General features: G+C 69.2%; 17 protein-coding genes. 14 read left to right on the forward strand and 3 right to left on the reverse strand.

The genetic code is table 11. The annotated features are described in order from the left end of the window. Positions 1-23 precede the first annotated feature (23 nt). From ftsZ to AC3ERS_RS33635, 9 genes are all read left to right on the forward strand, one after another. Positions 24-1,271, forward strand: a complete 1,248-nt coding sequence (gene ftsZ, locus AC3ERS_RS33595; protein WP_431972183.1) for a cell division protein FtsZ — start codon at positions 24-26, stop codon at positions 1,269-1,271. 207 nt (positions 1,272-1,478) lie between these two features. Continuing rightward, on the forward strand, positions 1,479-2,207 hold the full coding sequence (gene pgeF / locus AC3ERS_RS33600; protein ID WP_431972184.1) for a peptidoglycan editing factor PgeF: 729 nt from the start codon (positions 1,479-1,481) through the stop codon (positions 2,205-2,207). Positions 2,208-2,250: 43 nt separating this feature from the next. Next, positions 2,251-3,000 (forward strand): YggS family pyridoxal phosphate-dependent enzyme, encoded by a 750-nt coding sequence (locus tag AC3ERS_RS33605; RefSeq protein ID WP_431972232.1) that lies wholly within the window; start codon positions 2,251-2,253, stop codon positions 2,998-3,000. 187 nt (positions 3,001-3,187) lie between these two features. Continuing rightward, complete coding sequence (locus AC3ERS_RS33610; RefSeq protein ID WP_431972185.1) at positions 3,188-3,970, forward strand: cell division protein SepF; 783 nt, start codon at positions 3,188-3,190, stop codon at positions 3,968-3,970. An 89-nt stretch (positions 3,971-4,059) separates the two neighbouring features. Next, positions 4,060-4,362, forward strand: a complete 303-nt coding sequence (locus AC3ERS_RS33615; RefSeq protein ID WP_067785731.1) for a YggT family protein — start codon at positions 4,060-4,062, stop codon at positions 4,360-4,362. Positions 4,363-4,428: 66 nt separating this feature from the next. After that, positions 4,429-5,280 carry a DivIVA-like cell division protein Wag31 gene (gene wag31 / locus AC3ERS_RS33620; RefSeq protein ID WP_431972186.1) on the forward strand — a complete coding sequence of 284 codons (852 nt, stop codon included), beginning with the start codon at positions 4,429-4,431 and terminating at the stop codon, positions 5,278-5,280. A 167-nt stretch (positions 5,281-5,447) separates the two neighbouring features. Continuing rightward, on the forward strand, positions 5,448-5,648 hold the full coding sequence (locus AC3ERS_RS33625; RefSeq protein WP_068067639.1) for a hypothetical protein: 201 nt from the start codon (positions 5,448-5,450) through the stop codon (positions 5,646-5,648). Positions 5,649-5,960: 312 nt separating this feature from the next. Then, positions 5,961-9,122 (forward strand): isoleucine--tRNA ligase, encoded by a 3,162-nt coding sequence (gene ileS, locus AC3ERS_RS33630; RefSeq protein ID WP_431972187.1) that lies wholly within the window; start codon positions 5,961-5,963, stop codon positions 9,120-9,122. A 479-nt stretch (positions 9,123-9,601) separates the two neighbouring features. Then, on the forward strand, positions 9,602-10,123 hold the full coding sequence (locus tag AC3ERS_RS33635) for an NlpC/P60 family protein (RefSeq protein WP_431972188.1): 522 nt from the start codon (positions 9,602-9,604) through the stop codon (positions 10,121-10,123). A 21-nt stretch (positions 10,124-10,144) separates the two neighbouring features. Here AC3ERS_RS33635 and AC3ERS_RS33640 read toward each other — a convergent pair whose 3' ends face one another. Then, on the reverse strand, positions 10,145-11,032 hold the full coding sequence (locus tag AC3ERS_RS33640) for a UTP--glucose-1-phosphate uridylyltransferase (protein WP_357453579.1): 888 nt from the start codon (positions 11,030-11,032) through the stop codon (positions 10,145-10,147). Between the two features lie 304 nt (positions 11,033-11,336). Between AC3ERS_RS33640 and AC3ERS_RS33645 the strand changes: the two genes are divergently transcribed. From AC3ERS_RS33645 to AC3ERS_RS33655, 3 genes are all read left to right on the forward strand, one after another. Next, on the forward strand, positions 11,337-12,653 hold the full coding sequence (locus AC3ERS_RS33645) for a DNA polymerase IV (protein ID WP_431972233.1): 1,317 nt from the start codon (positions 11,337-11,339) through the stop codon (positions 12,651-12,653). 94 nt (positions 12,654-12,747) lie between these two features. Next, complete coding sequence (locus AC3ERS_RS33650) at positions 12,748-13,245, forward strand: WKL family lipoprotein (protein ID WP_431972189.1); 498 nt, start codon at positions 12,748-12,750, stop codon at positions 13,243-13,245. A 176-nt stretch (positions 13,246-13,421) separates the two neighbouring features. Further along, positions 13,422-16,688: an arabinosyltransferase domain-containing protein gene (locus AC3ERS_RS33655; RefSeq protein WP_431972190.1), complete on the forward strand. Its 3,267-nt coding sequence runs from the start codon at positions 13,422-13,424 to the stop codon at positions 16,686-16,688. A gap of 50 nt (positions 16,689-16,738) precedes the next feature. On the opposite strand, the gene AC3ERS_RS33660 is transcribed toward AC3ERS_RS33655, so the two are convergent. Both AC3ERS_RS33660 and rarD read right to left on the reverse strand, forming a co-directional pair. Next, entirely contained in the window at positions 16,739-17,665 is a 927-nt protein-coding gene (locus AC3ERS_RS33660) for an ADP-ribosylglycohydrolase family protein (protein ID WP_431972191.1), read from the reverse strand. A gap of 205 nt (positions 17,666-17,870) precedes the next feature. Beyond that, positions 17,871-18,791, reverse strand: coding sequence for an EamA family transporter RarD (gene rarD / locus AC3ERS_RS33665; protein ID WP_431972192.1), 921 nt, complete (start codon positions 18,789-18,791; stop codon positions 17,871-17,873). A 125-nt stretch (positions 18,792-18,916) separates the two neighbouring features. Between rarD and AC3ERS_RS33670 the strand changes: the two genes are divergently transcribed. Further along, entirely contained in the window at positions 18,917-21,340 is a 2,424-nt protein-coding gene (locus AC3ERS_RS33670; RefSeq protein WP_431972193.1) for an HAD-IC family P-type ATPase, read from the forward strand. Between the two features lie 78 nt (positions 21,341-21,418). Then, positions 21,419-22,237 (forward strand): PhzF family phenazine biosynthesis protein, encoded by an 819-nt coding sequence (locus AC3ERS_RS33675; RefSeq protein WP_431972194.1) that lies wholly within the window; start codon positions 21,419-21,421, stop codon positions 22,235-22,237. Positions 22,238-22,256 lie beyond the last annotated feature (19 nt).

A 22,256-nucleotide genomic window follows, 5' to 3' on the forward strand; every position in this document is an offset into this window, starting at 1 on the left:
AGATCGAAGGAAGGCGAGAGCCCATGACGCCCCCGCACAACTACCTTGCGGTGATCAAGGTCGTCGGTATCGGCGGCGGCGGCGTGAATGCCGTCAACCGGATGATCGAACAGGGACTCAAGGGAGTCGAGTTCATCGCGGTCAACACCGACGCGCAGGCGCTGCTGATGAGCGATGCCGACGTCAAGCTCGACGTCGGCCGTGAGCTCACCCGCGGTCTCGGCGCGGGCGCTGACCCCGAGGTCGGCCGCAAGGCCGCAGAGGATCACAAGGACGAGATCGAAGAGGTGCTCAAGGGCGCCGACATGGTCTTCGTGACGGCGGGCGAGGGTGGCGGCACCGGCACCGGCGGCGCGCCGGTCGTGGCGAGCATCGCGCGCAAGCTCGGCGCGCTGACCATCGGCGTGGTCACCCGGCCGTTCTCGTTCGAGGGCAAGCGCCGCGGCAACCAGGCCGAGGTGGGCATCAATCTGCTGCGCGAGTCCTGCGACACCCTCATCGTCATCCCGAACGACCGGCTGCTGCAACTCGGCGACGCGGCGGTCAGCCTGATGGACGCCTTCCGCTCCGCCGACGAGGTGCTGCTCAACGGTGTCCAGGGCATCACCGATCTGATCACCACCCCCGGCCTGATCAACGTCGACTTCGCCGACGTCAAGAGCGTCATGTCCGGCGCGGGCAGCGCGCTCATGGGCATCGGCTCGGCGCGCGGCGAGGGCCGGTCGGTGAAGGCGGCCGAGGCGGCGATCAACTCGCCGCTGCTCGAGGCGTCGATGGACGGCGCGCACGGCGTGCTGCTCTCCATCGCGGGCGGGTCCGACCTCGGTCTGTTCGAGATCAACGAGGCCGCCTCGCTGGTGCAGGAGGCCGCGCACATCGAGGCCAACATCATCTTCGGTACCGTCATCGACGATTCGCTCGGTGACGAAGTGCGCGTCACCGTCATCGCGGCCGGGTTCGACGGCGGCGGCCCCGCCCGGCGCACCTTCGACCCCGCGACCACGCGCGGCGCCATCGGCTCGGGGCGAGCGGGCGAACTCAGTCAGAGCAGGCCGAGCGAGATCACCGGGTCGACGCGCAGCACCGAGTCCACCACGGCGGGCTCCTCCGCGAGCGTGACCCGCGGCGCCGTGCCGAGCTACCGGGAAAGCGAGCGCGCCCGCCTCTCCGAGCCGACCGTCTCGCACAACAGCCGGTCGCACATCCAGCCGCCGGACGGTGGCGGCGACGACGATGACGACGTCGACGTGCCGTCCTTCATGCGCCGCTGACCCGATCGTCCCGGATCGCGCCGGGACGAGGGCCGAGCCCCGTCGCCCGAGGTGAGGTTCGCCGCACGGCGTGCCGTGCCGCGAGTCCTCCCGGGCGCGAATCAGCCGACCTTCCAGGATGATTCACCGAACGTGCGGCTCGCGGTTCGTTGTCCGAGCCGCGGCGGCGGCCTTCGGAGCCCCGGCTCGCCTACTAGGCTCGGGGACATGACTGCTGCCCACACACTCACCGTCCGACGGGTCACGACGACCAGGGCGGGCGGCTTCTCCGCGCCGCCCTACGACTCGTTCAACCTCGGCGACCACGTGGGCGACGATCCGGTGGCCGTGCGCCGCAACCGCGACCGCCTCGCCGAGGGCATCGGCCTCACCCCCGACCGGCTGGTGTGGATGGAGCAGATCCACGGGCGCGCCGTCGAGATCGTCGACGGGCCGCGCATCGAGCCGGTGCCCGCCACCGACGCTCTCGTCACCACCGTGCCGAACCTGGCGCTCGTCGTGCTCACCGCGGACTGCGTCCCGATCCTGCTCTCCGACGACGAAGCGGGCGTCATCGCCGCCGTGCACGCGGGCCGGATCGGCGCGCGCATCGGCATCGTTCCGCGCGTGCTCGACGCGATGGTGTCGGCCGGAGCCAGGCTCGACCGCGTCGGTGCGTTCCTCGGCCCGGCCGCCTCGGGCGGGCAGTACGAGGTCCCCGCCGCCATGCGTGCCGACGTCGACAAGCACCTTCCCGGCAGTGCGACCACCACCGTCCGTGGCACTCCGGGACTGGATCTGCGCGCAGGCATTCGCAGGCAGCTCACCGAGGCGGGTGTCGCGGCGATCGCGGAAGACCCGCGCTGCACCATCGAGGACAAGACGCTGTTCAGTCATCGCCGCGGCGCGCCGACCGGACGCATGGCGGGAGTGATTTGGATCGAGGGTCCGAAATGACGCGGCCGGGTTCGGGCGCGTCGCCCGGTTCGGGGTGTGGCCGATGACCGACTCGGAAACCGTTGTGGCACAAGTCGACGCGCGTATCGCGGAGCTTTCGGGCAATCTGGACATGCTGCGCGGGCGGATCGACGCCGCCTGCCTGGCGGCGGGCCGGGAGCCGGGCTCGGTGCGGCTGCTGCCGGTGACGAAGTTCTTTCCCGCCGCGGATGTGGCGATCCTGTACGGCCTCGGCTGCCGGGAATTCGGCGAGTCGCGCGAGCAGGAGGCCACCGCGAAGGTGGCGGAACTGGACGAACGTCAAGACATCCGGTGGCACATGATCGGTCGCCTGCAGCGCAACAAGGCCAGGGTGGTCGCGCGCTGGGCGCACACTGTGCACTCGGTGGACAGCGAACGGCTGGCAACGGCTCTTGACAATGGCGCGCTGGCCGCGCTGGATGCTGGTGAGCGCGCCGAACCGGTGCGCGTGCTGCTCCAAGTGAGCCTGGACGAGGACCCGGAACGGGGCGGCGTCGCCCGCGACGATCTCGATCGGCTCGCGGACCAGGTCGCGGCCGCCGAAGGACTGCAGCTCGGGGGTTTGATGGCGATTCCGCCACTCGATGCCGACCTTGATAGCGCATTCGCACGGCTTGCGACTTTGCACACGCTGCTACTCGCCAGACACCCCGGCGCAACCGAGCTTTCTGCAGGAATGTCGGGTGATCTGGAATCAGCGATCGAACACGGTTCGACCGTTGTGCGTGTCGGTACCGCCCTGATGGGCACTCGACCGATAACCTCGGGCTAGCAAAGAAACCTCATCAGTCACATTTGACACATAAGATTGGGACAGAAGAGGGCTGAGCAAGACTTCAACACCCGGCCGCCACCGGGGCCGAAGGAAGGTCGACCAGAATGAGCGAGCGCAGCGAGCGAGGACTCGACGTAGCCACCATCGTGGTCATGACGGTGCCGCGCGGTAGCGGGGTGCAATCATGAGCACGCTGCACAAGTTCAAGGCGTACTTCGGCATGGTTCCGCTCGAGGATTACGAAGACGACTACGTCGACGATCGCGCCCCGCGCGGGAACGAGCGCGGTGGCGCACGGGCGCGTTCCTATGCCGACCGGCCAGGCTACGGCGCCGATCGGTATGCCGAAGATCGTTACGGCGCAGACCGTTTCGACGAGGACGTGGACTACCCCGAGCCCGCCTACAAGTCGCCGTACCAGGCAGGCTACCCGGCGGCGCGCCGCGACGAGTACGCCGACGAGCCCTACGGCGACGATCGCTACGAGTCGTCGCGGCGGCCTACCCGTATCGATGCGGCCCCGTCGACGGGCCGGTTCCGTGCGGGCGGCGGCGCAGGCATGTTGCGGGGAGCCACCAGGGGTGCGCTCGCCGTCGATCCCGACGCCGAGGAGCGGCGGCTGGAGGAGCGCGTGCGCCCCGAGCCCGCGTCCGCTCGCCGGCCAGGGATCTTCGAGGACGGAGGTCCCTTGTCCAAGATCACGACGCTGCGTCCGCGCGATTACAGCGAGGCCCGCATCATCGGCGAGCGCTTCCGTGAGGGCAATCCGGTGATCATGGACCTGGTCGATCTGAGCAATGCCGATGCCAAGCGACTGGTCGACTTCGCGGCCGGCCTAGCCTTCGCCCTGCGTGGTTCGTTCGACAAGGTCGCGACCAAAGTGTTCCTGCTCTCACCGGCGGATGTCGACGTATCGGCCGAGGAACGACGCAGGATCGCCGAAACCGGCTTCTACAACCAGAAATAGCGGTCTGATCCGGGGGGTTCGTCGGTCTTGTCGCGCGCGGGGCGGTGTGGTCATTTTGCGCAACGCCGATTTTCGGGCAGAGTGAAGTCGTGGCCTTGTTCGCGGTGCTGTACTTCGTACTGTTCATCTTCTGGCTGTTGCTGATCAGCCGGGTGATCGTCGAGTTCGTTCGTAGCTTCGCCCGTGACTGGCGACCGACCGGTGTCGTTGTCGTCATCCTGGAGGTGATCTTCACGATCACCGACCCTCCGGTGAAACTGCTGAGGCGGTTGATACCACCGGTGTCTCTGGGGGGAATTCGCCTGGACCTGTCGATTATGGTCCTGCTATTCATCGTCTTCATCCTGATGTCGATCGTGAGCAGGCTCGGTCAACCGGTAGCTCCGGTATGACAGAATGGGCCAAGATACCTTGCTAGATCTGCTAGATCTCCAAAAGACGCGTGAAGGGATCCTTCCATGCCGCTGACCCCAGCTGATGTGCACAACGTCGCGTTCAGCAAACCGCCGATCGGGAAGCGCGGCTACAACGAGGATGAAGTAGATGCCTTCCTGGATCTCGTGGAGCAAGAGCTCTCGCGTCTGATCGAGGAGAACGCGGATCTGCGCCAGCGGGTCGGCGAACTCGATGCGGAACTGGCCGACGCCAAGAAGAACCGGCAGGCCGCCCCCGCGACCGTCAAGGCCCCGGTGCAGCAGGCTCCCCCGCCGGAACCGATCAAACCCCCGGTGCCTGCACCCCCGCCCGCGCCGATGCCCGCGCCCGCGCCCGCACCGAAGGACGCCCCCGGCGCCGACGCGAACCTGCAGGCCGCGAAGGTGCTCAGCCTCGCCCAGGAGATGGCGGACCGGCTGACCAGCGACGCGAAGACCGAGGCGGAGAATCTGCTCTCCAACGCGCGGGCGAACTCCGAGCGACTGGTCGGCGATGCCAGGACCCGTTCCGAGGCGATGATCACGGACGCGCGCCAGAAGTCCGACGCGATGCTGTCGGACGCGCAGACCCGCTCGGACAGCCAGCTGCGCCAGGCCAAGGAGAAGGCCGACGCGCTGCAGGCCGACGCCGAGCGCAAGCACACCGAGATCATGGCGACCATCACCCAGCAGCGCAGCGTGCTGGAGAGCCGGATCGAGCAGCTCAAGACCTTCGAGCGCGAGTACCGCGTGCGGCTGAAGTCGTACCTGGAGTCGCAGCTCGAGGAGCTCGAGAACCGCGGCTCGGCGGTCCCGGTGGACGGCGGCGAGGCCTTCGCCGACGTGAACACCGCGAACAACCTCGCGCCCGCGTCGTTCGCCAAGGGCGGCAAGTAATTCCGCCCTGCGCGGCCCCCGGCCGCGGCCGGTCGCCGAAGTCGTTGTTCGAGTAGCCAGAGGTACAGTCGAATCGCCTGGCATGCCTGACGGACCGAGCCGGACGGAGTCGAGCGACAGTCCGCGCGTGGCCGGGCCGAAGGCTGAGGGACGCCGAGGGGGTCATCATGCTCGTCCTGACGCTCGTTCTCGCCGCGATCGGCTTTGCCCTGCTCGTCACCGCGCTGACCACCGGGTCGGTGCTGTGGGCGTGGGGATGCATCGTCGTGTGCGTCATCGGCGCGGTGTTGCTGCTGGTGAGCGCTCTTTCCATGCGCAGGCCCGACAACGACGCACCGCCGCCGCCAGGGCGGCACGCCAAACGCTGAGGCCGGGCGCGGGAATATCGTTTGCCCGGACTGGTTAGAATCGAGACAGAACGGCGCCGATCCGGCCATCACCGGGGAGCCTTCGGAAGAACGGCGTCGCCCCGCCTCCCCGCGGAGGGAGCGCGCGGCGCTCAGTAGAACCGAACGGGTGAGCCCGTCACAGCTCGCAACGAGCGGTCCGGCGGTCCCGATGGGGCTGGCCAGGACAAACGGGGTGGTACCGCGGTTTCGGCGCACCGGGCGCCGAGGTCGTCCCCGTGCCAACCACTGATACGCGCCTGCGGCGCGGTGGCACGAGGAGACGCATCCGCGATGGCGGACGACAGCAAGAGCGCATACCCCCGCGTGGATCTGGGCGCAGGCTCCGGGGCGAGCTTCCCCGAGCTGGAAGAACGCGTGCTCGACGCATGGGCGGCCGACGACACCTTCCGCGCCAGCATCGAGAACCGCTCCGGTGCAGCCGAGTTCGTCTTCTACGACGGTCCGCCCTTTGCCAACGGTCTGCCGCATTATGGTCATTTGCTGACCGGCTATGTGAAAGATTTGATCCCACGTTTCCAGACGATGCGCGGCAATCGTGTCGATCGTCGTTTCGGATGGGACTGTCACGGACTGCCCGCGGAAATCGAAGCGGAAAAGCAGCTCGGTATCACGGACAAATCACAGATCGACGCCATGGGGTTGGCGGAATTCAATGCCGCCTGCAAATCCTCGGTGCTCCGCTACACCGGGGAATGGCGCGACTACGTCACCCGCCAGGCCCGCTGGGTCGACTTCGACAACGACTACAAGACCCTCGATCTCGACTTCATGGAGTCGGTGATGTGGGCGTTCAAGTCGCTCTACGACAAGGGCCTGATCTACCAGGGCTTCCGGGTGCTGCCCTACAGCTGGTACGAGCAGACGCCGCTGTCGAACCAGGAGACCCGCCTGGACGACGCCTACAAGATGCGCCAGGACCCGGCCGTCACCGTCGACATGGCGCTGCGCGTGCCCGCCGAGCACCCGCTGCGCGACCTCGACGGCGCCAACGCCCTCATCTGGACCACCACGCCGTGGACCCTGCCGTCCAACCTGGCCATCGCCGTGCACCCCAACGTGCGTTACGTGCACCTGAGCGCCGCCGACGGCAAACGCTATCTGCTTGCCGCCGAGCGGGTTTCGCACTACGCCCGGGAGTTCGGCGAGGAGCCGACCGTGCTCGGCGAGTTCGACGGCGCTGCGCTGGCCGGTCTGTCCTACGCGCCGCCGTTCGACTTCTTCGTCGGCCACCCGAACGCGCACCGGGTGCTCAACGCCGACTACGTGACCACCGATTCCGGTACCGGCATCGTGCACCTGGCCCCCGCCTTCGGTGAGGAGGACATGGAGGTCGCCGCGGCCAACGGCATCGAGATCGTGCAGCCGCTGGATCCGGGCGGCAAGTTCACCTCGATGGTGCCGCCGTACGAGGGCCTGATGGTCTTCGACGCCAACCCGGTGATCATCAAAGACCTCAAGGCCGCGGGAAAGCTGTTGCGGCACGAGACGATCGAGCACTCCTACCCGCACAGCTGGCGCTCCGGGCAGCCGCTGATCTACATGGCGGTGCCGTCCTGGTTCGTCGCCGTGACCAAGTTCCGCGACCGGATGGTGGAGCTGAACAAGCAGATCACCTGGGTGCCCGAGCACATCCGCGACGGCCAGTTCGGCAAGTGGCTGGAGGGCGCGCGCGACTGGAACATCAGCCGCAACCGCTACTGGGGCAGCCCGATCCCGGTGTGGGTGTCCGACGATCCCGCCTACCCGCGCGTCGACGTCTACGGCTCGCTGGACGAGCTGGAGCGCGACTTCGGCGTGCGCCCGACCGATCTGCACCGGCCGATGATCGACGAGCTGACCAGGCCGAATCCGGATGATCCGACCGGAAGGTCGACCATGCGCCGGGTGCCGGAGGTGCTGGACTGCTGGTTCGAGTCCGGCTCGATGCCGTACGCGCAGGTGCATTACCCGTTCGAGAACAAGGACTGGTTCGACGGTCACAGGAGCGGAGCCGGCGGAGCGACCGAAGGGCACTTCCCCGGCGACTTCATCGTCGAGTACAACGGGCAGACCCGCGGCTGGTTCTACACCCTGCACGTCCTGTCGACCGCGCTGTTCGACAGCCCGGCCTTCAAAACCGTTGCCGCGCACGGCATCGTGCTCGGTGACGACGGGCTGAAGATGAGCAAGTCGAAGGGCAACTACCCGGACGTGAACGAGGTGTTCCACCGGGACGGCTCCGACGCGATGCGCTGGTTCCTGATGAGCTCGCCGATCCTGCGCGGCGGCAATCTCATCGTCACCGAGCGCGGCATCAGGGAGGGCGTCAGCCACGCGCTGCGTCCGCTGTGGAACGCGTGGACCTTCCTGCAGCTGTACGCCTCGAAGCCCGGCGAGTGGCGCACCGATTCGTCGAACGTGCTCGACCGCTACATCCTGGCGAAGCTGGCGCAAACCCGCGACGTGATGACCGAGGCGCTGGAGGTCTACGACATCGCGGGCGCTTGCGAGGAGTTGCGTTCGTTCGCCGACGCGTTGACGAATTGGTATGTGCGCCGGTCGCGTTCGCGCTTCTGGTCGGAGGAACGCGACGCGGTGGACACCCTGCACACCGTGCTCGAGGTGGTCACCAGGCTGGCGGCGCCGCTGCTGCCGCTGATCGCCGAGGTGATCTGGCGCGGGCTCACCGGCGACCGCTCGGTTCACCTGGCCGACTGGCCGAAGGAGGGCGAGCTGCCGGAGGATCCGGAGCTGGTCGCCGCCATGGACGAGGTGCGCATGGTCTGCTCGACGGTGCTGAGCCTGCGCAAGGCCAAGAACCTGCGGGTGCGGCTGCCGCTGGCCGAGGTCACCATCGCGGCGGGCGATGCCGAGCGGCTGCGTCCGTACGCCGACATCATCGCCGACGAGGTCAACGTCAAGAAGGTCGATCTGACCACCGACGTCGCCGTGCACGGGCGCTTCGAGCTGGCCGTGAACGCCCGTGCCGCGGGCCCGCGCCTCGGCAAGGACGTGCAGACGGTGATCAAGGCGGTCAAGGCGGGGGAGTGGTCCGAGGGCGCCGACGGTGTCGTCAGCGCCGCCGGAATCGCCTTGCTCCCTGAGGAATACACGCAGCGGCTGGTCGCCGCCGAGCCCGAGTCCACCGCGGCGCTGCCGGGTAACGCGGGTCTGGTGGTGCTGAACTCGGTGGTCACCGAGGAGCTGGAGGCCGAGGGCTGGGCTCGCGACCTGATCCGCGACCTCCAGGAGACCCGCAAGTCGCTGGGCTTGGACGTCTCCGATCGGATCACCGTGGTCCTCGATGTCCCCATCGAGCGGCTGGCGTGGGCGCAGACCCACCGCGATCTGATCGCGGGCGAGATCCTCGCCACCGCACTCGATTTCGGCGCCGCGAGCGCCGACGCCGCCGAGCTCGTCGGCGGCGTGAGAGCCACGGTGACGAAGGCCTGAGCACATCGTCGGGGTGGGCGGCACCGCCCGCCCCGACGCCTGCTCCCCTTATCGACGCCGATATTCGCGGCGCCCCTTTCGGTCCTCGATTTTCGATGCCGGGTGGCCTGCATTTTCCGCGCGGGGCCCGGTGCCTCGACTTTCTCGGTGTCCTCTGTTTCGCGATCGTCCGACGCATGCTGCCGGTATTCCGCAAGAGTGACATAGATCACACGCTGAGAATTTGCTGGAAACCTGTCCTGCTTCGAGGACGGCGGGGCAGAATCGAGGCCTGTTGCTGTTGGTGCGCTGATTGAGCATTGGTGCAGCAGTAATTTTCCGTGAGGCATGTTCTACCTGATGCGCGCTGGTCGGCCCCGTTGCGTGGCCGGGCATGCGCGGTGGTCTGCGGCTCCACCCCCGATGACGAGGCCGGCGCCGCGGCTTAGCAGGGCCGCTCGATGCGGCCTGTTTGCCGGACCGACAGGAGGGGTGCGTTCATGAACAGAAAACCGTTATGCCGGACAGTCGTCGGGTTCGTCGTCGCTACCTTCGCCACCTTGCTGCTCGCCGGGCCTGCCTGGTCCGACGACCGCAACTTCGTGGGGAGTTCGGGTTCGGCGTCCGGCTCGGGAACGGGCAGCGCCAGTGGCTCGGTGGCGCTCGGCGTGCCGAGTCCGCGCGGCCTCGCCGCGCTCGCCATCGCCATGACCCAGACCGGCAAGCCCTACGAATGGGGCGGCACCGGTCCGAACAGCTGGGACTGCTCCGGGCTTGTGCAGTGGGCGTTCCGGATGGTCGGCGTGAACATGCCGAGGACGACCTGGCAGCAGGCGACCGCAGGCGCTCCGGTGCCGGTCAGTCAGATGGCGCCGGGCGACGTCGTCGTGCTGAACAAGGACGGCTCGCACGTCGGCATCTACGCCGGATTCGGGAACGTCTTCAACGCCTACGGACGCGGGGTGCCGGTCGGCCTCTCGCCGATCCGGCAGTTCGCGATCTACGCCGTCCGGCGCTTCTGACGGCGTGAAAACCGGTGCGGGTCAGGCGAGATGGTCGGTGGCCAGCCCGCGAAGCAGCGGACCGTACTCCGGATGCGCCAACGCCGAGGCGAACTGCGCGACCAGGTAGTCGCCCGGGTTGCCGGTGTCGTACCAGCGGCCGCGGATCACCTGGCCGAACACCGGATTGTCCGACGCGTGCACGTTGATGGCGTCGGTCAGGTAGACCTCGCCGGTGCGGTGCTCGTACCAGGCCGCGGTCTGGCGGCGCAGTTCGTCGATGATCCCCGGGGTCACGACGTAGCCGCCGATGGCGGCGTAGGCCGACGGCGCGTCCTCGGGTTTGGGCTTCTCCATGAGCCCAGTGATGCGCAGCAGGCCGTTGCCCTGGTCGTCGGCGACGACCGGGACGCCGTAGCGCTTGGACTCGGCCGGGTTCATCGGCATCAGCGCGAGCACCGGCGCGGCGGTGGCCTCGTAGGCGTCGATGAGCTGCTGGGCGCGCGGCACCTCGGCGACGAACACGTCGTCGGGCCAGAGCACGAGCATCGGCTCGTCACCCGCGTTGCGGGCGGCGTTGAGGACCGGGGTGCCGTTGCCGTAGGGGCCGTGCTGATCGAGGTAGGTGATGTGGCCGAGGCGGGACAGCTCCCCGACCTCGGCGACGGCGTCGGCGTAGGCGGTCTTTCCGTCTGCGCGCAACTGCGCGACAAGCGCGGGGTTGGGCCGGAAGTGGTCCTGGATCAACGACTTTCCGCCGCTGACGACGATGGTGATGTCGGTGATGCCCGAGGCGACCAGCTCACGGACTGTGTGCTCGATGACCGGCTTGTCGCCGACCGGCAGCATCTCCTTCGGGATGGCCTTGGTCAGCGGGAGCAACCGGGAGCCGATACCGGCCGCCGGGATGACTGCCTTGCGGATCTTCATGTGTCCGATCATCACATACGAACCGGCGGCCAACGCGCCATCCCCGCTCTTCGGCATCGTGTCGGAAATAGCTGGTGCGCTAGGTATCGGCCCTGGTCACGGCCGCTGAAGCGGTTCGATCGCCCGGCCTGCCCAGCGGTGCGGTCACACAGCAGATCGACAGCAATCCGGGAGCCACCGCACGGTTGCCGCCGCGGCGGACCTGTCGGAGGGGTGCCGTAGATTCCCGGTCGTGCGAACCGATCGAGCAACGGAGCAGGCGGCGATCGGCCGCACCTCCCGGCGCTGGGTGCTGCACATTGATATGGACGCGTTCTTCGCCTCGGTCGAGCAGTTGACCCGTCCGACCCTGCGCGGCCGTCCGGTGCTCGTCGGCGGCACCGGCGGGCGCGGCGTGGTCGCGGGCGCGAGTTACGAGGCCAGGGTCTTCGGCGCGCGCTCGGCGATGCCGATGCACCAGGCCAAACGCCTGGTCGGGGTGACGGCCGTGGTGGTGCCGCCGCGCGGCGCGGTCTACGCGGTGGTCAGCGGGCGGGTGTTCGAGGCGCTGCGCAGCCGCATCCCGGTGCTGGAGACGCTCTCCTTCGACGAGGCGTTCGGCGAACCGGAGGAACTGGCCGGTGCCGACGCCGATCAGGTCTACGAATTCTGCGCCGAGCTGCGCGCGCTGGTGCGCGAACGCACCGGCTTGGTCGCCTCGGTCGGCGCGGGCAGCGGCAAACAGCTCGCCAAGATCGCCTCCGGCCTGGCCAAACCCGACGGCATCCGTGTCGTCTCGCCGGGCGAACAGCAGAGCCTGCTCGCCGCTCTTCCGGTCCGCAAGCTGTGGGGGATCGGGCCGGTGGCCGAGGGCAGGCTGCGCTCGGTCGGCATCGAGACCGTCGGCGCTTTCGCCGCGCTGCCCGAATCGGAGGCCGTCTCGCTGCTCGGCGGCAGCGTCGGGGCCGCGCTGCACCGGCTGGCCCGTGGCATCGATGACCGGCCGGTCGCCGAGCGCGCCGAGGCCAAGCAGATCAGCGCCGAGAACACCTACGAGACCGACATCGTCACCCTGGCCCAGCTGCGGCCCGCGATCGAGACCATGGCGGCGGCCGCGCACGCCAGGCTCGGCAAGGACGGCAGGGCCGCGCGCACCGTGGTGCTCAAACTCAAGAAGTCGGATATGAGCGTGGTGACCCGCTCGTTCACCCTGCCCTACGCGACGACCGACCTGGCCACGCTCACCACGGCCGCTCAGCGGTCCGCGATCGATCCGGAAGAACTCGGCCCGATCCGCTTGGTGGGGGTGGGCTTCGGCGGGCTGTCGACGGTGCGTCAGGAGTCGCTGTTCCCCGAGCTGGATCGGAGTCCGGCCGACGACACGCTCGAAACCGAGTGGGAATCGAGCGAGCCTGTCGCACCCGCTGCGACCGCCGCCGACCCGAGCCCGTCGGCGCGCCTCTGGTATCCGGGAATGGATGTCTCACACCCGGATTACGGGCACGGATGGGTGCAAGGGGCGGGCCACGGCGTGGTCACCGTGCGGTTCGAGACCAGCTCGACAGGGCCGGGCCCGGCGCGTACCTTCAGCGCCGACGACATCAGTCTGTCCCGGGCTGATCCGCTCGGCAGTCTGCACTGACCGGTAGCCTGATGCCTCGGGCAGTGCCGCCGGCGCTCGGTGGACGCTGCCGCGGTGACGACACGGACCCTCCTCGAACGCAAAGGACGAGCAGTTGAAGCTTCGTACGACTGGACGCATCGCGATCGCTGGCCTCGCCATCGTCGCCAGCCTGGGCATGACCGCCTGCGGTGGCGACGACTCGAACGAACCCGCCAAGACGACCAAGACGACGACCAGCGCCAAGGCCACCGCCGCGGCGGACCAGCCCGCGGTCCCGACCGTGGCGGAGCTGAACGCACAGCTGCAGAAGGCGCTCGACCCGGCGGTGCCGAACTCGGAGAAGCTGGAGATGATTCAGGGCGCCGAGGCCGACCCCGAGCTGCCGAGCCGACTGGCCGAGGCGTACAAGCAGACCGGCGCCAGCGTCACGGTGACCGAGGTGACCGCCTTCGGCGACACCATCAACGCCAAGGCCACGATCGTGCTGAACAACCAGGAGAACATCGCGGACGTGCCGTTCGTCGCCGAGAACGGCAAGTGGAAGGTCCAGAAGGCGTGGGCCTGCCAGATGCTGACCGCGCTGGGCCAGCAGTCGCCCGCCTGCGCCTGATGCGCGCCGTCGCGGCCCGGGCCGGATCCGGGCCGCGACCACCAGGTGCCTCCCGGCCCGGCGTGCCGTTCCGCAGGCGAGAATCCCCAGGTCGGCGGTGTTTTTCGAGGTGATTCCGGTACCGCCGCCCGGGCAATGGGTTTCGTTCTCAGATTCGATCGTTACTATCTGGCGTCGTGGCTGACACGATGGTGTGGGCGGGGCAGCCGTCCGTCGAGGATTCCAGACCCGGGACGGCACAACGGAATACGAATGGACGATGGGCGCGACCCGTCGCGTTGATCGCGGCGTTGATCGGCGCCCTGTGCGCGGTTGCGGTGCCCCTGCTCCCGGTTCGGGTGGACGCGGCGACACTCTCGTGGCCGCAGGCGGGCTCGGCGCGCAGCGTGGAGGCGCCGCTGGTGGCCTACGCGCCGTTGACCTTCGACGCGACCCTGCCGTGCGCGGCCATCGGCCAGCTCGCCGTCAAGGGCGGCACCCTCGCCGCCACCGCGCCCAACGGCGCTCCGGATCGTGAGCGCTACGGCTTTCTCGCCCGGGTGACCACGCCCACCGCCGATGCGCCCGCCCGGCTCGACGTCATCCTGCGCAACCAGGCGCTGCTCAGCACGCCGGTCGACCAGCTGCCGCCGGGCTGCGAGCTCACCGTGCACGCCGACACCGCGAAGGCCACGGCGACGATGGTCGGATTCGAGGCGCCCGGCTTCCCCGCCACGCTCGACGGTGACTACCGCCCGCAGCTGGTCGGCATCTACAGCGACCTGGCCGCCGCCGACGGCGCGACGGTCACGGCGGAGCTGGACACCCGCTTCTCCTCCAGCCCGACCCCCGTCAAGCGGGCCGCCATCTGGCTCGCGGTGCTGGCCACCCTCGTCGGCCTCGTCGCCCTCTACCGGATCGACCGCGAGGACGGTAGGCGCACCCGGCGTCTGTTGCCGCAACGCTGGTGGACGTTCTCGGTGCTGGACGGCGTGGTGCTCGGCGTGCTGGCGCTCTGGCATTTCATCGGCGCCACCACCTCCGACGACGGTTATCAGTTCGGCATGGCGCGCGCGTCCGGCACGGCGGGGTACATGGCCAACTACTTCGCCTATTTCGGGGTGCCCGAAAACCCCATCGGCACACCGTATTACGACCTGATCCGGATCATGGCCGAGGTGACGACCGCCAGCCCGTGGGTGCGGCTGCCCGCGTTGGCGGCGGGCGTGCTGCTGTGGCTGCTGCTCAGCCGCGAGGTGGTGCCGCGGCTCGGGGTCGCGGTGCGGCACAACAAGGTCGCGCTGTGGACCGGCGCGCTCGGCTTCCTCGCGGTGTGGCTGCCGTACGACAACGGCCTGCGACCCGAACCTCCTGTCGCGCTGGGACTGCTGCTCACCTGGTGTTCGGTGGAACGGGCGATCGCCACCCGGCGGCTGCTGCCCGCCGCGCTGGCGATTCTGATCGCGGCGTTCACCGTGACGGCGGGTCCGTCCGGCCTCATCTGCGTCGCCGCGCTGCTGTCCGGCCTGCGCCCGGTGGCCCACATCGTGATGGACAAGGTGGGCGCGCCGCGGAGCGTGCGGCAGCGCCTGCCCGGCTACGCGACGCTGCTGGCCCCGCTCGGCGCGGCCGGTGTGGTCGTGCTGGCGATCGCGTTCGCCGACCAGCCGCTCACCGCCGCCTTCGAGATGCAGCGGGTGCACCACGCCATCGGCCCCGATGTGCCGTGGTTCCAGGAGTACCTGCGCTACCAGTACCTGTTCCAGGGTGAGATCGACGGCTCGGTCGGCCGCCGGATCGGCATCTTCGCGATGCTGGTCGGCATCCTGGTGTGCGTGACCGTGCTGCTGCGCAAGGGCGGCCGCATCCCGCTGACCGCCACGGGTCCGTCCCGGCGCATCCTCGGCACCACGATCGGCGCGCTGCTGATGATCATGGTCACGCCGACCAAGTGGACCCACCACTTCGGTGTGTACGCCGGCGTCGCGGGGTGCGTCGCGGTGCTGACCGCGATGGCGGTCGGCCCCACGGTGCTGCGGTCGCCGCGCAATCGCGCGCTGTTCGCCGCGGTGATCGCGTTCCTGTTGGCGCTGGTGTTCTCCGGGCCCAACGGGTGGTGGTACGTCTCCGCCTGGGGCATGCCCTGGTGGGACAAAGCGCCGACGATCGCCGGGGTGATGCTGAACCAAGTGTTCCGGTTCGTCGCCTTCGCGCTGTTGGCGGTCGCCGCCTGGTGGCATGTACGCGCGCCGAAACCCGGTACTCCGCATCGTGTTTCGCGCTTCGGGTGGCGGGTGTCGCTGCTGCCGCCGTTGACCATCGCGCTGGCGCTGCTGGTGGTGTGGGACATCGGGTCCTTCGCCAAGGCCGCGGTGGCGCAGGGCGAGTCGTTCTCGCTGGCGCGCTCGAACATCGAAGCGGTGACGGGCAAGCCGTACGGACTGGCCGGTCACGTCCTGGTCGAGACCGATCCGAACGAGGGCATGCTCGCGCCGCTCACCGGGGACGCGCACAGCACGTTCTCGGCGGACGCGAAGGGTTTCACGCCCGCCGGTGTGGCCGAGGACTTGCGACCGGACGACGAAGGCAGCAACTCGACCGGCAGCATCGCCGACGCGCTGAGCGCCAAGTCCTCCTCGGAGGACGAGGCCGGAACCGCCACCGCCGCACTGCCGTTCGGTCTCGACCCGGCCCGGGTGCCGGTGCTGGGCAGCTACCGCTCCGGCGACGCGGGCCCCGCCGAGCTGACCACCGGCTGGTACCGGCTGCCCGACCCGCGCGACCGGGCCGGGATCATCGCGCTCAGCGCCGCGGGCCGGATCTGGTCGGTGGACGCCGACGGTGTCGTGACGCCCGGTCAGTCGGTGCAGATCGAGTACGGCGCGACGGATTCCGCGTCCACCGCGCAGCCGATGGGCCGGGTCGTGCCGATCGACATCGGTCCGGCGCCGTCGTGGCGCAACCTGCGGGTGCCGTTCGCCGAGATTCCCGCGCAGGCCGACGTGATCCGAGTGGTCGCGGTCGATCGTGACCGCAACCCGAAGCAGTGGCTGGCCGTGACGCCGCCGCGGGTGCCGCAGACCAGGACGCTGAACGAGGTGGTGGGCGCCACGCCCGCCCTGGTGGATTGGATGGTCAGCCTGCAATTCCCGAACCAGCGCCCGTTCGATCACCGGGACGGCATCGCGGAGATCCCCGGCTACCGCATCCTGCCGGACCGTCCCGGCGCCGCCGTCACCAATCTGTGGCAGAGCCACGACGGCGGCGGGCCGCTCGGCTGGACCGGAATGCTGTTGCGCGCCAGGACATTGGCCACCTACCTGAACGAGGACTGGGACCGCGACTGGGGTGATCTCCAGGCGTTCACGCGCATCGATGACAGCGCCGTTCCCGCCGAGCCCGCGATCGCCAGGCGTGACCACTCCGGGCTGTGGAGCCCAGGCCCGATCAACACCGCGTACTGATTCGGCTTCGGCCCGGCCGCACGGATGCCCCGCGCGGCCGGGCCTGTCGCTCAAGCGGTGGCGTTCGCTCGGACGATGCGCGCGGCCAGGGCGACCAAGTCGTCGCCGGTGAGGCCGGGGTAGCCGTGCAGTATGGAACGCCAGCGGGCGGGGACGGCGGAGGCGCCCCAGCGGGCGCCGAGCAGGCCGCCCGCGATGGCGGCGGTGGTATCGGTGTCGCCGCCCGCGCGGACGCAGAGTTCCAGTGCGAGCGGAAGATGCTGGGGGCCGGAGGCGTCGGCGGTCGTGATGGCCCACCATGCGGTCTGTAGCGCGTGCACGACCCAGCCGTTGTTCGGGAAGTGGGCGGGCGCACCGGTTTCGGCCTGATCGAGCAGGCGATTCCAGTAGTCGGCGCTGTCGGTGCTCGCGATGTACTCCCGCACGCCGTTGAAGTTCCCGGTCAGCACCGCGTGCCGGATGGCGTAGGTCCAGATCTTGCACGCCTCGACGGCTTGCTGGTCGTGGTGGGTGAGCAGGCCGATCGCGCCCGCCATCCGCACGCATTCCGCGGCGTCGTCCAGATAGACCAATGCGACCGGGGCCGTGCGCATCAGCGAACCGTTGCCGCCGGTCAGCCCGTCCAAGGACATGGCCTGCTGCTGCATGGCTCGCGCCGAGGCCGGTCGCGCGGCGAGCACCCGGTTGGTCTGCACGCCGATATCCGGTGGATCGGAGTCGAACCACCGCACGAATCCGGCTGCCACCGCGTCGAGTTCGAGTCCGGGGCCGTCGTCGGCTGCCTGTGCGATCGCCAGCGCCATCGAGGTGTCGTCGGTCCATTCGCCGGGCGCCCAGTCGAACGCCCCGCCGCCGATCATATCGATCTCCCGCTCGGGACCCGGCCGGGTGAATTCGTATCCGGCGCCGAGCGCGTCGCCCGCCGCGGTACCGAGCAGCACACCGGCCGCCCTGTCGAGTCGCCCGTCGTCCAGCATCGTGAAACCCTCCGGTCCAGCGTCGATCGCGGTCAATGTACCGGAGCGCCCCGCCTCGGCCCCCTGTCGATCCGGACAACAGTCGGCACTGTTCACTGTGCCGATGCGACGAAAACGCTCCGGTGGGGTCGACCTATGAACACGGAGCTGGAGCCGTCGCGACGTACGCCGATTCGCGACGAAAGACCCAGCGGTGCAGACGTGCTCAGGGGGCGGAGACGTCACTGGGCGTGATCAGAGTCCGGGTGCGCCGACCGTGCCTGGCGCGCAGCAGGGCGTCGGTGGTGAAGATCGCCAGCGCCGCCCAGATGAGCCCGAAGCCGGCCCAGCGGGACGCGGGCATCGGCTCGTGCACCACGGCGACGCCCCACGCCATCTGGAGCGCGGGCGTGAGGTATTGCAGCAGACCCATGGTGGACAGCGGAACCCGCTGCGCCGCAACGGCGAACAGCAGCAGCGGCACCATCGTGACCGGTCCGGTCGACATCAGCAGCCCGGCGTGTGCCGCGCCGGAGGTGAACGCGCTGCGACCGGTGGCGAGCAGCACCACGACGAAGGCGAGCGCGAACGGCGCGGCGACGATGCCCTCGGCGGCGATGCCGCGCAGCGCGTCGAGCGGGATGACCTTCTTCACCAGTCCGTACAGCGCGAACGAGCAGGCCAGCGCGAGCGCGATCACCGGCGGCCTGCCGTAGTCGACGGTGAGCACCGCGACCGCGGCCGCGCCGAGCCCCAGCGCCGCCCACTGCGGGGGCCGCAGACGCTCGCGGAAGATGACCACGCCGAATCCGACGGTCACCAGCGGGTTGACGAAGTACCCGAGCGCGCACTCCACCACGTGCCCCGAGGTGACGCCGTAGACGTAGACGCCCCAGTTGATCGAGATCGCCACCGAGGCCAGCGCGGCCAACCGCCAGGTCCGCGCGCCGATGCCGGCCATCTCGCGCAAGCGTCCGGTAACCACCAGCACGAGGAGCACCACCGCCAGCGTCCACAGGATCCGCTGCGCGAGCACCTCCACCGCACTGGCGAAGGCGAGCAGACCGAAGAACGCGGGAAACAACCCCCAGATCAGATAGGCACTGGTGCCGAAGGCAACACCGGGGATGGATCTGTTTCGCCGCACCCGTGCCAGGCTAATGGGCGGCCGCTGTTCATGGGATGAATGCCCGGCGAACCTCCGTCTTCGCTTCGGCCATCCGCGGTTTGCGGACGGACTGCGCCCGGCAGCGCCCTATTAGGCTGGCGGTCATGTCGATAACCGTTCAGGCATCGGGCGCGACCGGACTCACCGCGGCGGAGGTCGAGCAACGTCGCCGCGACGGGCTCACCAACGACGTGCCGGACCGGGCCAGCCGCTCGGTCCGCGAGATCGTTCGCGCCAATGTCTTCACCAGGATCAACGCGATCCTCGGTGTGCTGTTCGTCCTGGTGCTTTCGACCGGTTCGATCATCGACGGCATGTTCGGTCTGCTGATCGTGGCCAACAGCGCGGTCGGCATCATCCAGGAGATCCGGGCCAAACGGACGCTGGACCAGCTGGCCATCGTCAGCCAGGCCAGGCCGACGGTGCGCCGCGAGGGCGTCGCGCAGGAGGTGGCGCCGAAGGACGTGGTGCTCGACGACCTCATCGAGCTCGGTCCGGGCGACCAGATCGTGGTGGACGGCGTCGTCGAGGAGTCCGCCCTGCTGGAGATCGACGAGTCGCTGCTCACCGGCGAGGCCGACCCGATCGACAAGGCCGTCGGCGCGGAGGTGATGTCGGGTAGTTACGTGGTGTCCGGCTCCGGTGCGTACCGGGCCACCAAGGTGGGCCGCGACGCCTACGCCGCGAAGCTGGCCGAGGAGGCCAGCAAATTCACCCTGGTGCACTCCGAGCTGCGCAGCGGCATCGACAAGATCCTGAAATTCATCACCTACCTGCTGATCCCCGCCGGTCTGCTCAGCATCTACAACCAGCTGTTCTCCAGCGGCGAGAGCTGGCGGCCCGCGGTGACGGGCATGGTGGCCGCGCTGGTGCCGATGGTGCCCGAGGGGCTGGTGCTGATGACCTCCATCGCGTTCGCGGTGGGTGTGGTGCGGCTCGGCCGCCGCCAGTGCCTGGTCCAGGAGTTGCCCGCGATCGAGGGCCTGGCCCGCGTCGACGTGGTGTGCGCGGACAAGACGGGCACCCTGACCGAGAACGGTATGCGGCTGTCGGACATCAAGATCCTGGACGGCTTCGACGACGGCGCGGTCCGCCGGGCACTGGCGGCGATGGCGGGCGACGACCCGCGCCCCAATGCCAGTGTGCAGGCCATCGCCGAAGAGCTGACGGACCGGCCCGAGTGGCAGCACACCGCGGTCGCGCCGTTCTCCTCGGCCAAGAAGTGGAGCGGCTTCTCCTACGGCGAGCACGGCGACTGGCTGCTCGGCGCGCCGGACGTGCTGCTCGACCCGGAGTCCGAGGATGCGCGCATGGCCGAAGAACTCGGCTCCTCCGGCCTGCGCGTCCTGCTGCTCGCGCAGAGCGACCGCCCGGTGGACGCGTCCGACGCGCCGGGAACAGTGCGGCCCGCCGCGCTGGTGGTGCTGGAGCAGAAGATCCGCCCCGACGCGCGGGCGACGCTCGATTACTTTGCCGACCAGGACGTTTCGATCAAGGTGATCTCCGGCGACAACGCCGTCTCGGTGGGCGCGGTGGCCTCCTCGCTCGACCTGCCCGGCGGCGAGCACGCCGTCGACGCGCGCCGATTGCCCGAGGACCCTGAGCAACTCGCCGACGTGCTCGAGCACGAGACCACCTTCGGCCGGGTCCGTCCGGATCAGAAGCGCGCCATGGTCGGCGCGCTTCAGTCGCGCGGGCACACCGTCGCGATGACCGGCGACGGCGTGAACGACGTGCTGGCGCTGAAGGATTCCGATATCGGCGTGGCCATGGGCGCGGGCAGCCCGGCGACCAGGGCGGTGGCGCAGATCGTCTTGCTGGACAACAAATTCGCGACGCTGCCGTACGTCGTCGGCGAGGGCCGCCGGGTGATCGGCAACATCGAGCGCGTCTCGAATCTGTTCCTCACCAAGACCGTGTACTCGGTGCTGCTGGCGTTCCTGGTCGGCGTGGCCGGTATCGGTTCGCAGATCTTCGACTACGAGCCGATCGGCTATCCGTTCCTGCCGCGCCACGTCACCATCGCCGCCTGGTTCACCATCGGCATTCCGGCGTTCATCCTGTCGCTGGCCCCCAACAACGAACGCGCCCGCACCGGATTCGTCTCGCGCGTCATGCGTCTGGCGATTCCGTCCGGCGTGGTGATCGGCGTCGCGACCTTCGTGGCGTACCTGATCGCCTACGCGGGGCCGGATGCCACCGAGACGCAGAAGGAGCAGGCGGGCACTACCGCGCTCATCACTCTGATCATGATCGCGATGTGGGTGCTGGCCATCGTGGCCCGGCCGTACGTGTGGTGGAAGGTGGTGTTGATCGTGGCGTCCATGGCGGCCTACGTCGTGCTGTTCACCGTGCCGTTCACCCGTGAGTTCTTCAAGCTCGACCCGTCCAACGAGGCGCTGACCACGGCGGCGTTCGTCTGCGGCGCGGTCGGCATCGTGCTGGTCGAGGCGATCTGGTGGATCAGCGCCGCACTGCACGGCGAGCAGCGCAGGCTCATCCCCGCTTCGCCCGGCGGCAGCGCGTGACCCGCGTCACCTGCCCGGCGGTGATCCGAGATGCCTTGTGCGAAGCGATCATTCGGGGTTGGAGTACCTTCTCCGATTATGGAGGTACTGCTGCACCAGATCGACGCGTTCGCCGACGCACCGTTCTCGGGTAATCCGGCGGCCGTGATGCCGCTGACGTCGTGGTTGCCGGACGAGCTGCTGCAAAACCTGGCCGAGGAGAACAACCTCGCCGAAACCGCCTTCTACACCTCGCAATTACCCCCGGAGGCGGTCGGGCCGCCCGGGGATCATCCGGCATTCCACCTGCGCTGGTTCACCCCCGCGGCGGAGGTCGACCTGTGCGGGCACGCCACCCTCGCCGCCGCGGCCCAGGTCCTCGAGGACATGCATCCCGGCGCCGACCGGGTGAGCTTCTTCACCAGGAGCGGTTGGCTGCACGTGGATCGCACCGACGACGACGAGTACGTGCTCGACCTGCCGACGGTGGCCTCCGTCGAGGTCGAGCCGGACCCGGCGCTGGTGGCGGCGCTCGGGGTGGCGCCGGTGCGCGCCTTCTCCGGCACCGACGAGGTCGTCGTGGTGGCTTCCGAAGACGAAGTCCGCCGCGCCCGTCCGCTGCTGAGCGCCTTTCCGCCGCTGCCCAGGGCGGCCGTCCTCACGGCCCGCGGCGCGGAAGTCGATTTCGTCTCACGGGTTTTCGCCCCCGGCATCGGCGTGCCGGAGGACCCGGTCACCGGATCGGCGCACGCCCAATTGGTTCCGCTGTGGGCCGCCGAGCTGGGTCGCACCGAGCTGCTGGCCCGTCAGCTGTCGCGCCGCGGCGGCTCCCTGCGCTGTGCGCTGGTCGACGATCGTGTCCTGCTGCTCGGGCGCTGCCGCCGCTATCTCGACGGCGTGGTGACCCTGCCCGACTGACCGGACGTGCCGCAGGGGC

Source organism: Nocardia sp. bgisy134 (assembly GCF_057708325.1).